This window comes from Candidatus Neomarinimicrobiota bacterium, assembly GCA_018651745.1.
In the GTDB taxonomy this organism is placed as follows: domain Bacteria; phylum Fidelibacterota; class Marinisomatia; order Marinisomatales; family TCS55; genus JAAZYX01.
The window spans coordinates 48,127-60,551 of record JABIDL010000041.1 but is presented as its reverse complement, the minus strand read 5'-3'; the positions used below and the strand labels follow the sequence as shown (position 1 = coordinate 60,551).

The following is a 12,425-nucleotide window of genomic DNA, read 5'->3' as shown; positions in this document are numbered from 1 at the left end:
TCTATGTATTAACCTACATTTAGAAGTGAGCACATTAAAAAATCACCTACTCATATCCATGCCGCATATGCAGGATCCCTATTTTGGGCGATCTGTAATTCTAATTTGTGAACATAATAAAGATGGCACTATGGGGTTGATAATTAATAAACCTTTTGAAGGGCCCGAGATTCAAGATTTATTCGAAAATCTATTCACCAAAGAAGAAGATTTTCTACAATTGATTCCTAAGATATTTTTTGGCGGACCAGTATTGGTTGAAAGAGGAATTGTATTGCACCCCACAACTTATCAAACAGATGGAACAGTGAAACTTTCTAAAGATTTTTCAATGACGAGCAATAGAGAAATTCTTCAGGACATAGCAATTAAAAAAGGACCAAGCCTTTACAAATTAATGTTAGGGCACGCCGGCTGGGCAAGCAATCAGCTAGAACGCGAAATAGAAAATGGGGACTGGTTATTGCAATCCGCAACATCCGATTATATTTTTAATACACCCGTAAACGACCAGTGGGATTCTGCTGTAAATTCTTTTGGGATTGACATGTCTCACATATCCGGTCGTGGCGGCGTAGCATAATCCCAAATAGGATAATGAAAAAATATCTTCCGCCAGCCGCGATTCTTTTCGCCGCTTTCCTTTGGAGTTTGGATGGTATCCTCAGACAAAACTTGTCTGATGTTTCCTCGCTATTGATTGTGATGTGCGAACATGTAATCGGCGCTCTTTTGTTTTTACCTTTTTTAATTCGTGGCTGGAATGAAATAAAATCACTAAACCAACGAACTTGGGGATCTATTTTATGGATTAGTATTTGTGGCGGTGTTTTGGGGACTTTTTTTTACACCAAAGCATTAAGTTATGTGGATTTTATCGATCTTTCTGTAGTCGTTCTTCTCCAAAAATTTCAGCCCATTTTTGCTATTTTATTAGCATCTGTCGTGTTGAAAGAAAAACTTACAAAGCAATTCATCTTGCTTGCATCACTTGCTTTTTTAGGTGGGTATCTTGTTACGTTTGGTATTGGGCCTATCGTGTTTACAGATGAAAAAACATTTATTGCTGTCTTGTTGTCCCTTCTTGCAGCTTTTAGTTGGGGGAGTTCCACAGTCCTTGGAAAGCATGCATTAACATCTTTACCCTTTACAACCGTTACTGCACTTAGGCTTACACTTACTGCCATATTAACAGTAGCAATCTTTGGCTTTACCCAAAGTTCGGGGGATATTTTTTCCTTAAATCTGGATCACTGGAAAACATTATTTTTAATCGTTATATCCACGGGGTCGGTTGCTTTATTTATTTATTATTACGGATTAAAACAACTCCCTGCATCACATACAACCATTTATGAATTATTTTGGCCATTATCAGCTGTATTTATTGATTGGTTTTATCGAGGGAGGATGCTCGACCCAGCACAATTGGCAGGAGCGGTACTCCTTTTAACAGCCATCATAACATTGACTCGTGAACCGCGAAAATCTCTTGACTGATCTTTCACCCAAACAATTAAAAACAAATCTAATACTAAACTGCGGTCACGAATTCAGTTGGGGATTTGGAATTGCCTTCAATACTACTTACGCCATTGTGCCATTATTTTTAAAATCATTGGGGGCTCCGGACAGTATTGTTATATCTGTTGCAGGACTTTTTAGTATTCTGATCGCTATCCCTCAATTTTTATCTGCTTTGATAGGGAGAAATATCCGCAAGCACAAAAAAGCAATTATTAGTTCACACATTCTTGCTCTACCGCCGATTTTTATTGCAGGATTTGTCTTTGCATTCTTGGGGCCCTCTGGCTCAAATGCTTGGATATTTTATTATACCTGCTTTATTCTTTATGGATTGGCATTAGGATTCATCATCCCCATTTGGACAGAATTTATTTCTTATGTAAATCCTAGAAAAACGCGGGGGCGATTCCTAGGAATTTCATTCGCATTTAATAGTGTTGGAGGATTTGTTGGTGGAATCATTGTGAAAATACTTTTAAACAGTTCGGCCCCATTCCCAAATAATTTTGGGTGGGGCCTGCTTTTAATGTTTTTATCTCTAACGGGTGGAACTTCACTTTTTTTGTGGTATCACTTAAGCGAAACATCTACACAACGATCTCATATTACCATTCAGGAATTCTGGCAACAAACGCAATCTATTTTAATACACCAAAAAAATTTTCGAAGATATCTTTTAAGCAGAATTTTTATTACTGCACATTTCCCGGGAATGTCCATGTATGCTGTTCATGCTCAGCAAAAATTTGGGTTTAACATTAGTGAAGCCGGAATTTTTACCATACTTGCAGTTGTAACATCCGGGCTAGCGAGCTTTTTAGCAGGAAAAGTGGGTGATAAATTTGGACATAAAATTTCACTTGCCTTTTCATTAATCTCATACATGCTCGCAGCGCTGACCGCTCTTTTTGTAGAATCGATGTTTGGAGTTTATGCTATTTTTATTTTTCTTGGCATTGGACAAGGAGGGTTTATGCCCTCAGCAATGAACATGGTTTACGAATTTGCGGGAAATCGTGATTCAAAAATGTATATGGCAATTATTGACACATTCCTTATGCCTTTCACCATCTTAGCGATTGTACTTGCTGGATATTTTATACCCATCGTTGGCGCAGATGTTATTTTTACATCCATCGTGGTCTTCATTGGATTTGGAGTTTGTCTTTTGATATTTTATGTAAAAGAACCTCTAAATACACACCCCGATGCTCCGATATCGATGATTAGCTAATAAATGAATTTTCTCTTGCCTTTTGTAACTCTAAAACCCCAACTTTGATCAACTTAGGTATGAAAAACATTCAACCCAGATTTATATTTATTTTTGTTGCTGCGCTTTGGCTTAGCGCATGCAAAGATGATCCCTATCAACATATTCAGCTTGGAAATTGGTACGCTCAAAAAGGATTGGTGGACGAGGCTATTCTTGAATATCGGGAAGCTGCCCGACTTTATCCGGAAAATCCGAGAGATCTATCTCGCGAAGAAATAACATTGCTTTCACAAGCTCACCATAACCTTGCTCTTATGTACACAAAAAAAGGGTGGTGGAACTATGCAATTACAGAGGCAGAATTATGTTTTGACCTTCTGCCTACAGTTGAGAACCACGAATTAGTTCAACTGGTAAAACGCCGGGCTGATCTTGTGGATTCGGGTTCGAATTCCTAAATACGCAATCGCGAAAAAGTCCACGGCGCACCTAGGCCGATCCACAATCCAATACATAAAAACATTACCCAATTGAATAAATCTGTCGCCGGAAAGGTAAATTTAAATCCGGAATAAAGTACCACGGCTACCGCCATCCCAATTATAGCTTTTGCAATCTGCTTCCAAAGAATCGTCGACATGCGAAAATTTCCCCAAGATTTTTCCAGAAAAAGACCGGATAAAGCTCCTGCCATTAACCCTCCACCTTTTACCGTTAGTTCATGATAGAATACAGTTGGTATCAATACGCCCAAAAAACCACATATTAATGCCATGGGAATTGGCTCAAATTGAATCTTACGGAATTCAATCCTTTTTTGAATCTGAATTCCAAGATATAGCGTTGTAAATCCAATAAGCCACCCTGCGATTACATCCTGGATAAAATGAACTCCAAGATATACGCGTGATATTCCAATAAGGAAAATAATTAGGGCAGGCCATCGGTAAGATTTTGTCATCCATGCAATATAGCCCCACAAAACCATCGGCGCTTGAGCGTGCCCAGAAGGAAAACTAAATCCCGTTGCTTCAATTAATCGGATTGACTCGTTTGGTCGCAAAATACTCCAGTATTCTTTAAGTACCACATTTAACACAAGGGTAGAAATCAATAATAAAGCAAGCGGTACTGCAGCATCCTTTCTCCAACACCAGTATGCAATAGGCAATACAAGAATATAAAATACTTCATCGCCTAAATGTGTAATGCCGCGCATAAGGTGCACCACAAAGGGGAAGTCAACTTGCTGTAAATATTGGATGAATGTCATTTGATTTTATGCATCCGGATTAATTTATGGATAAATCATCGTTCCAAAAAATGGGAAGCACAATACCAACATGCTCGCCTCTAAATAGTGGTTTTTTCTCGCCGATCTAACTCATTCCTAAATTCCGCAGCCTCTTGATCCAAAACTTTTTCTTGGTTTTTGTACAAAAGTTTAAAAAGAACCCGAGCGGTGTTCGCCACCATCACAATATATAATGGAGCAGTTAATAAAGTTGGCTTCCGGCTGTAGAAGCATTGATATAGTTTTAGCAATATCCTCAGGAGTTGTCGTGCGACCCATGGGGTTCCGCTTTTTTGTATTTTCAACCCAAGCTTCCCAATTCTGAGTAATTTTAGTTAAAGCGCGAGTTGGCGTTACGCCCGCCTGAACTGCATTGGCAGTAATCCCGTGCTCGCCCAGCTCCCAGCCAATTTGTCTAATAATTGCCTCCATCGCTACTTTTGCAACACTTACTGGACCATACCCATCCATCGCAACATAATTCCCCTCGCTGGTTAATCCCAAAACTCGAGATCCTTGCCCAAGTAGTTTTTCATCAAACAATTTTTGCGTCCAGTATAACATCGAGTTCCCCATAATATGAACGGTCATATCCATTTGCTTTTGAGTGACTGGTTTTTCACCGAAAAAATTGGTAGTGGTTCCAAACGCGATAGAGTGTAGCATCAACTTCAGGGGCTTGCCTCCGGTGATTTCCTTAATCTTCGGAATGTATTCGTCCATCGTATCTGAATCTGCTGCGTTGGTATTCCAAAAATGAACTCTACCACCATTAATTTTTCCAATAGCTTCGCGCGCTGCTTCTGCTTCTTTTTTTACGTCTCCACGATCAAAATGAAATCCTATGATTCCATAGCCATCTTCTGCAAGTCGCTTTGCAGTAGCGCCACCGTGCCCGGTAGAACATCCAAGAATTAGTACCCAATCTGACATATATGCCTCCTTGTATTAATCTATAATTTAGTCATGCTTTTTGTCCTTGCAAAAGAGTAACGCCAAAATCATACCTGCTGTGTAAATTCTACACTTTGTGAAAGGAAATAAATGAACATAAAATCATCATACACCAAAAAAGATCTTTTTGAAATTGGCTCTGGAGCTATGTTTGGATCAAAAAATGGGAAACTCCCCACACCTCCAATGCTGATGATAGATCGAATTACTCACATTTCTAATGATGGTGGAAATTATGGTAAAGGCAAAATCACTGCAGAATTAGATATTGATCCAAAACAGTGGTTTTTTGATTGTCATTTTAAAAACGACCCTGTAATGCCGGGTTGCCTCGGTTTGGATGGCTTTTGGCAGTTGGTTGGTTTTTTCCTTACTTGGGCCGGCGGGAAAGGCAGGGGACGCGCTCTTGGCGTTAAAGAAGTAAAATTTAAAGGTCAGGTGAGACCATACCACGATACAATTACTTACCAAATTGATATTAAAAAATTCATACAAAAACCGACATTTATGGCTTGGGGGGATGCTGTGTTACACGTAAAAGACGAGGCAATATATTTTGCAAAAGATCTGCAAGTTGGGTTGTTCGAAAAATTAGTGTGGGATACCGGTATGGATCCGGGTCTTGACCCGTTTTAATTCACTTATATTTTTTCTTAATAATTATTAGATCATGTCTTTGCGTTGCGGAATCATAGGACTGCCAAATGTTGGTAAATCAACTATTTTTAATGCATTAACCCAATCATCTGTCCCAGCAGAAAATTATCCATTTTGTACTATAGATCCGCATGTAGGAGTTGTACCTCTCCCGGATTCAAGACTAAATCGATTAAGCGAAATTTATCGACCAAAAAAGGTAACTCCCGCTACAGTAGAATTTACAGATATCGCTGGGTTGGTTCGGGGTGCCAGTAGAGGAGAGGGGCTTGGAAATCAATTTTTAGGTCAAATAAGACAAGTAGCAGCTATTATTCATGTAGTGAGGTGCTTTGAAGACGACAATACTGTTCATGTAGAAGGATCACTAGACCCGGTTCGAGACGCTGAACTCATCGAGACAGAATTGCTAATTGCTGATATAGAATCGCTTGATAAACGAATCCGAGTTACAGAAAAAGCTGCAAGAAGCAATGAAAAATCCAACAAAGAATTAGTTATTTTGAATGCACTTCTTTCTCATTGTAACAATGGTCATAGGGCTCGGACTTTCCCAGTTGACGAAGACAATGTTTCACTTATTCATTCACTTCATTTGTTAACCCAAAAACCTATTCTTTATGTGGCTAATGTTGATGAGAATGAAATAATGCATGAAACTCGAGGGCCTCTTTGTCAGTCGCTTTTTGATTTTGCGAGTAAAGAAAATAATCTTTCCATTAGACTTTGTGGGGCTCTAGAACAAGAAATTGCATCTTTACAAGAAGAGGAAAAACATCTATTTCTAAATGAATATAATTTATTCGAACAAGGGTTAAATAAACTTATTCACGCCGGTTTTAGATTGCTTGGATTAGAGACCTTTTTTACAGGTGGTCCAGAAGAGGTAAGATCTTGGACAATAAAAAACAACACCACAGCCCCAAAAGCTGCAGCAGAAATTCACACTGATTTTGAACGAGGATTTATAAAAGCCGAGGTGTTTCCCTATGCTAAATTAGACCAACTTGGATCGGAAAAAGCCGTAAAAGAGGCGGGGCAGATTCAGCTACAAGGTAAAAATTATGTAGTTCAAGATGGTGATTGTATTTTTTTTCATTTTAACGTTTAAGTTGATTGTATGTGGTTTTTCATGGTGTTATCATACATTTTACTTGGGATTTCTGGGTTTGGGCTGATTGCTATAGGAATGAATCATTATCTTCACTTTTTGGCTCATCAACACATCACTTTAGACATTTTCGTAAGCCTAGTTTTTCTCGCTGGACAAACACTTGTAATGTTCTTTTTTGTTGGTACCGGTGTAAATGTGCGAGAATATTCAGAGTCGCAACCAGAGTTAGGCGATCAATTTATTAAAGAAATGCTTGGGTTAAAGCGTTCATTGTATCCACCAACTATGTTAACAACAATAGTGTTTATGATAATGGTTATTCTTGATGGTGTTTTTTTTATGGGGAGGATATCGGAATGGTGGTTTCATATTTTATACCCATTATCATTTTTTCTTTTTGTTCGTTCAACTCTTGTACAACATAAAAGTTTTGTTGGAAGCACTCATATTGTTTTGAGCATGACAAAGTCGTTTAGAAAATAAAAAAGGCGGGCGACCCACCTCTTTTCAATATTTGTTATAGTAAAAAGATTTATTCTTCATAATCGTCGTAATCATAATTTTCATCATCATAGTATTCGGGAGGATAAGCATACATATAGGGATTATAGTTTTGATAGTCCCACTCATTGGTTTCTTCTGATCCCTTTTCTGCATCATCCTGTTTTACAATAATTACCTTTGTATTATCGGCATCGTCTTCATCAAGAGCGTTACGAACAAGAGCGGCTTCTTTGTCTGTTAAAGAAGGTGCGGTGTTTTCAGATGGAATTGTTCGTTTAAATACCATTCCAAATAACAATGTAAAAAACAAAATGATTAGAGACATGATAATACCTTCGGGTCTGAATTCTATCCCGCCAAACATATTTTTTGATAATCCATAAGTCAGGAACACCCCAAGTGATATAAGAGCACCGGATAAAATCATAATATTACCAGTTTCAGGTGGATTGGGAGTGTTCATTACTGCCATGTAAATAAACCAGCCTAAAACTCCCACGACCACAAAGATTATCCCAATAACATATTGCTCGGCGAAAATAGATAATACAAACCCAATTAATCCACCAAAGGGAAATAGGAATCCTATCCCAGATCGTATATTTTCAGACATCGGTTGTCTCAACCAGTGTTAGACTATTTTTTAAAGATTTGATAAGAACATACCTCGAATTTGTTCGGTGAAAATTGATAGTATTTACTCACTAAATGCAAGGAAATTCGGGATTAATTTATTACCCTAGATTAAGCGTAACTTTAGAAACTTATAACCTGAAATCATGCCGAATCCGAACACAATCAGTATTGGCGTTATTGGGGTTGGTCATTTGGGCCAGCACCACGCACGACATCTAAGCCAACTATCCAATATTAATTTTATTGGTGTCTATGATAATAACAAACATAGATGCAATGAAATTGCGCAGAAATTCAGCACTACTGCATTTACGGATCTTCCAGGAATTATCGATTGCGCAGATGGTCTTTGTGTGGTTACTCCCACCTTGTCGCACGCAGCGGTTGCGGCGGAGTGTATCAAATCGGGAAAACATGTGTTTATTGAAAAACCGATTACACAGTCAATTGAAGAAGCAGATATGTTACTTGCCCTTGCAGACAAAAATAAAGTATCCATTCAGGTTGGACATATAGAACGGTTAAACCCTGCGCTTTTGTCACTTCAAAAGTACAATTTGAATCCAAAATTTATCGAGGTGCAGCGTTTGGCGCCTTATACAACTCGGGGCACAGATGTTCCTGTGGTGTTGGATTTAATGATTCACGATATTGACATTATTTTATCCCTAGTCCGCTCTCCGGTGGAAAATATTCTTGCCAGCGGATTATCAATTATAACAAATTCAGTTGATATTGCCCATGCTAGGATTCGATTCGAAAATGGTACCGTAGCAAGTATGTTATCCAGCAGAATTGCAAAAGACAAAGTCCGGAAGGTAAAAGTATTCCAGAAAGATTTTTATGTAACCATAGATTTTTTACTTGGGCTGACTGAAATATATAGGGTGCAAGATGCTAAAAACGAAGACTTAGAGGTGTTGATGGCAGTTCCTTTGGATGAAACAGATTTAAATAAACAAATTGTATATGAAAAACCACCCATTGCAGAAATTGATGCTCTAAAAATGGAACTGGAAAATTTTGCAAACGTAATTCGGGGTAACGAAAAACCAATTGTTGACGGCAGCGCCGGACGTGCCGCATTAGAAGTAGCCACACAAATTCATGATTTAATTATTGAGGATTTACATTAATGGATATACGTCAATTTTTCTTTCAATACAGAAGTTTTACTCCAATCCCTATTGCTCTTACTATCATCTATTTCTCTCAACCAAAAATTGAACAGATAGTCCCCGGAGTGGGAATGCTTTTGATTGGAGAATTAATTAGGATTTGGGCAGTTAGTCATGCTGGCGGTGCAACGCGTACACGAAATGTGGGAGCACCTTTTTTATGTACATCGGGGCCATATAATCGAGTGAGAAATCCTCTTTACATTGGAAATTTGATGATGTTTGCTGGAATTGTTTTAATTGCCGGATCACCAAATATTTTAGTAATGCTGGGCGTAACGCTCACTTTTTTTATCGTACAATATTCGTTGATTGTATCTCTCGAGGAAGAGACGTTGATCGATCTCTTTGGCGATCCTTATGATATATATAGGAAAAACGTTCACGCACTGTTTCCTAGATTAACAGCTTGGAAAGATGCAGAACCGAGAGATCCATCTCCGCTTGGGCAAACTCTAATTACGGAAAAAAGGACCTTACAAAACGTTGTTCTGATTCTATTGCTGATAGCTTTAAGAGCATATTTATCCTGAAAATGATAAGCGAGTTCTGGAAATGAATTCACTCACCTATTTTCTAGTTGTTGGGGAGGCATCCGGGGATCTGCACGGAAGCAATCTAATCCGTGAAATAAAACGCCAATATCCAAATGCTGAATTCGTTGGGCATGGTGGTGATCGCATGGCAAAAGAAGGAATGAAAATTCTTGAACATGTGGATAATTTGGCGATCATGGGGTTTACAGAAGTTGTCAAACATTTACCATATTTTACAAAGGTTATGAGTGAAACCGTTGACAAAATCAAAGAAATAAACCCAAATAGAATTATTTTAATTGATTACCCCGGATTTAATCTGCGTCTTGCAAAAAATGTTCAAGGATTAAAAACTCCAATTACGTATTTCATCATGCCTCAAATGTGGGCGTGGAAAGAATCGCGTGTGAAAATACTAAAAAAGTACATTGATCAATCCTTATGTATTTTCCCTTTTGAGCAAGATTGGTTTGAGGATCGGGGTGTGCCTGCATTTTTTGTGGGACATCCATTTGTTGACGACTCAATGAGCAATATCAATTCTGCAAAATTTTATTCCAAACATTCTTTAACGAAACAAGATCCTATCCTTACCTTACTTCCCGGGAGTAGACAGCAAGAAATAGAAAATCATTTGCCGATATTTTTAGAAACATATCAAATGTTGAAAAAAGAATTGCCTTCGCTCCAATGTATACTAGGAAAAGCGCCCGGCGTTACAATTTACAACTTACCACCAGGTGTGCGGGTTGAATCTGAACATCCACCTTCCGCTATTCAATTTGGAACAGCGGCGGTTGCAGCATCGGGGACGGTTACTTTAGAATGCGCTGTATTGGATACGCCAGTCGTTGTCTCTTATAAACTATCAACTCTATCATATCAATTTATAAAACGGTTATCAAAAGTACCCTTTGTATCAATAGTTAACCTTATAGCAAATAGGCAAATTGTGCCAGAATTTCTACAATCAAAAATGACGGCTAAAAATCTTACTAAAGCGATACTTCCTTTATTATCAAAAACTCAAGAACGGAAAACTATGATCATAAATTACGAAGAAGTCCGTCGAACATTAGGGTTGCCCGGAGTATATCAAAGAGCTGCAGATGCAATTTTGTCAAAAACAAACATGGCTCGATGAAAAAAAAATGTACTTTTTTGCTTGGGGCCTATTTAGGGAAACCCTTATTAAAATTCCTGTACAACACCAACCGCTGGAATATTGAAGGTGAGCATTTTTATACTGATGCGCTAAACAGTGGGAAATCCGTTATTGTGGCGTGTTGGCATAATTGCTTGCTCGTGCCATTTATGCAATTATCCGGACAAAATAATTATGGAATTGCAGGTACACATGGCGATGCGGAAATCGTTTCGAGAATTGCAGAAAAACTAGGTTGGCAGGTGTTAAGAGGATCCAGCACAGAGCGTGGAAATGAAGTTTATAATGAATTACTAAATGTATTAAACGTGCCGGGGAACCTTGTTGCTATGACACCGGATGGGCCAAAAGGACCTGCTAAAGTTCCAAAAGCAGGGGCTATTCGCGCAGCACAAAAAACCGAAGCTGTTATTGTTCCAATGGCTGGAAGATCTACTAAAACATGGGGATTTACAAACTGGGATACTTTTCTTGTTACAAAACCATTTGGTACCATTGAAGCTATTTACGGGGAGCCATTAGAATTTCATCAGGATGATGAGTTTGATTTATGTAAAATTAAATTGACCGAAGCTCTAAACGCTCTTGAAAAAAGAGCAGAAGAAAAAGTTGCAATACATAAAACATAAATCTTTCGGAATTTTATTAATTCCATTAGCGTTTTTTTATCGCGCCATGATCTTTTGGCGAAATTTTTTCTATAATGTCGGATTTTTTGTTTCAAAACGATTGCCTTGCATCGTTGTTAGTGTTGGGAATTTATCTGTTGGTGGTACCGGAAAAACCCCTACCGTTATCTACATTGCCAGCACTTTGCAAAACAGCGGAAAGCGTGTGGCGGTTTTAAGTCGGGGATATGGTAGAAAATCTAAAGGGACTGTACTAGTTTCGAATGGGAAGGGGGAAATTGTATCGTGGCGCGAAGGAGGCGACGAACCCGTTCTAATTGCAAAAAAACTTCCTCAAATTCCTATCGTATCCGATGAAAACAGAATTCGAGGTGGGCAATTTTTAATTGAGCATTTTAATCCAGATTATATCATTTTAGACGATGGGTTTCAGCATCGGGCGATTGAGAGAGATTTAGATATAGTGTTAATAAATGCACAGTCGGATGAAAAAAACCATACACTTCTTCCATTTGGAATGCTTCGAGAACCTATCAATCAATTAACACGAGCTGATATTATTTTTCTAACCAAAACTAATTTGGGGAATGCAAAACCATCTTTACCAACAAATTTATCTGTAGCTATTTTTAATAGTTCAATTTTAACTCAAGAAACCTTAAAAGGAATGGCTGGAGAAGCTCTATCAATTAATGAAATATCTACAAAAAAAGTTTTTGCCGTTTCCGGTCTAGGTGATCCTGTTAGTTTCCATTCTACGCTCACTCAAATCGGCGCTCAATTGTCCGGTCATTTTACCAAGCCAGATCATTACAATTATACCAATAATGATTTGATTGAAATAAAGAATTGCGCAGAGGATTCCGGTGCTGATTATATTTTAACTACAGAAAAGGATTTAATTAAATTAAGCGAATTAAAAGCTAGCGATATTCAAATTTTTGCAGTTCCCATCAAATTTCAACCAGACGTTGATGGGCGTAATCAGCTATTAAAAATGCTGACGCTTAATTAG

Annotated in this window: 15 protein-coding genes; 12 read left to right on the top strand and 3 right to left on the bottom strand. The window is 38.2% G+C overall.

Annotation, left to right across the window (positions count from 1 at the left end; genetic code table 11):
* Positions 1 to 25: 25 nt before the first annotated feature.
* The 4 genes from HOD97_08155 to HOD97_08140 are packed head-to-tail and all read left to right on the top strand — an operon-like array spanning position 26 to position 3,201.
* The gene (locus HOD97_08155; GenBank protein ID MBT4281570.1) at positions 26 to 583 is read left to right on the top strand and encodes a YqgE/AlgH family protein; all 558 of its coding nucleotides are present in this window, start codon (positions 26 to 28) and stop codon (positions 581 to 583) included.
* Between the two features lie 14 nt (positions 584 to 597).
* Positions 598 to 1,500 carry a DMT family transporter gene (locus tag HOD97_08150; GenBank protein ID MBT4281569.1) on the top strand — a complete coding sequence of 301 codons (903 nt, stop codon included), beginning with the start codon at positions 598 to 600 and terminating at the stop codon, positions 1,498 to 1,500.
* Complete coding sequence (locus tag HOD97_08145; protein MBT4281568.1) at positions 1,493 to 2,761, top strand: MFS transporter; 1,269 nt, start codon at positions 1,493 to 1,495, stop codon at positions 2,759 to 2,761. The genes HOD97_08150 and HOD97_08145 overlap by 8 nt, the downstream gene beginning before the upstream one ends.
* 59 nt (positions 2,762 to 2,820) lie before the next feature.
* Positions 2,821 to 3,201, top strand: a complete 381-nt coding sequence (locus HOD97_08140; GenBank protein ID MBT4281567.1) for a tetratricopeptide repeat protein — start codon at positions 2,821 to 2,823, stop codon at positions 3,199 to 3,201.
* Here the strand turns inward: HOD97_08140 and HOD97_08135 are convergent.
* Together HOD97_08135 and HOD97_08130 are read right to left on the bottom strand one after the other, a co-directional pair.
* Complete coding sequence (locus HOD97_08135) at positions 3,198 to 4,016, bottom strand: phosphatase PAP2 family protein (protein MBT4281566.1); 819 nt, start codon at positions 4,014 to 4,016, stop codon at positions 3,198 to 3,200. The two genes, HOD97_08140 and HOD97_08135, sit on opposite strands and share 4 nt — an antisense overlap.
* A gap of 171 nt (positions 4,017 to 4,187) precedes the next feature.
* Entirely contained in the window at positions 4,188 to 4,970 is a 783-nt protein-coding gene (locus HOD97_08130; protein MBT4281565.1) for an SDR family oxidoreductase, read from the bottom strand.
* Positions 4,971 to 5,081: 111 nt separating this feature from the next.
* On the opposite strand from HOD97_08130, the gene fabA reads away from it, so the two are divergent.
* Genes fabA through HOD97_08115 form a run of 3 tightly spaced genes read left to right on the top strand, consistent with a single transcriptional unit; the run spans position 5,082 to position 7,245 of the window.
* Complete coding sequence (gene fabA, locus HOD97_08125) at positions 5,082 to 5,627, top strand: bifunctional 3-hydroxydecanoyl-ACP dehydratase/trans-2-decenoyl-ACP isomerase (protein ID MBT4281564.1); 546 nt, start codon at positions 5,082 to 5,084, stop codon at positions 5,625 to 5,627.
* A gap of 34 nt (positions 5,628 to 5,661) precedes the next feature.
* Complete coding sequence (ychF, locus tag HOD97_08120) at positions 5,662 to 6,759, top strand: redox-regulated ATPase YchF (GenBank protein ID MBT4281563.1); 1,098 nt, start codon at positions 5,662 to 5,664, stop codon at positions 6,757 to 6,759.
* Positions 6,760 to 6,780: 21 nt separating this feature from the next.
* The gene (locus HOD97_08115) at positions 6,781 to 7,245 is read left to right on the top strand and encodes a hypothetical protein (GenBank protein ID MBT4281562.1); all 465 of its coding nucleotides are present in this window, start codon (positions 6,781 to 6,783) and stop codon (positions 7,243 to 7,245) included.
* 49 nt (positions 7,246 to 7,294) lie between these two features.
* Here HOD97_08115 and HOD97_08110 read toward each other — a convergent pair whose 3' ends face one another.
* Positions 7,295 to 7,879 carry a hypothetical protein gene (locus tag HOD97_08110; GenBank protein MBT4281561.1) on the bottom strand — a complete coding sequence of 195 codons (585 nt, stop codon included), beginning with the start codon at positions 7,877 to 7,879 and terminating at the stop codon, positions 7,295 to 7,297.
* Between the two features lie 166 nt (positions 7,880 to 8,045).
* Here HOD97_08110 and HOD97_08105 point away from each other — a divergent pair, with 166 nt between their 5' ends.
* Genes HOD97_08105 through lpxK form a run of 5 tightly spaced genes read left to right on the top strand, consistent with a single transcriptional unit; the run spans position 8,046 to position 12,425 of the window.
* Positions 8,046 to 9,038: a Gfo/Idh/MocA family oxidoreductase gene (locus HOD97_08105; protein MBT4281560.1), complete on the top strand. Its 993-nt coding sequence runs from the start codon at positions 8,046 to 8,048 to the stop codon at positions 9,036 to 9,038.
* A complete protein-coding gene (locus HOD97_08100; protein ID MBT4281559.1) occupies positions 9,038 to 9,613 on the top strand; it encodes an isoprenylcysteine carboxylmethyltransferase family protein in 576 nt (191 codons plus the stop codon). The genes HOD97_08105 and HOD97_08100 overlap by 1 nt, the downstream gene beginning before the upstream one ends.
* 22 nt (positions 9,614 to 9,635) lie before the next feature.
* A complete protein-coding gene (gene lpxB / locus HOD97_08095; GenBank protein ID MBT4281558.1) occupies positions 9,636 to 10,760 on the top strand; it encodes a lipid-A-disaccharide synthase in 1,125 nt (374 codons plus the stop codon).
* Entirely contained in the window at positions 10,757 to 11,410 is a 654-nt protein-coding gene (locus HOD97_08090) for a DUF374 domain-containing protein (protein MBT4281557.1), read from the top strand. Before lpxB ends, HOD97_08090 begins: the two co-directional genes overlap by 4 nt.
* A complete protein-coding gene (lpxK, locus tag HOD97_08085; GenBank protein MBT4281556.1) occupies positions 11,391 to 12,425 on the top strand; it encodes a tetraacyldisaccharide 4'-kinase in 1,035 nt (344 codons plus the stop codon). Before HOD97_08090 ends, lpxK begins: the two co-directional genes overlap by 20 nt.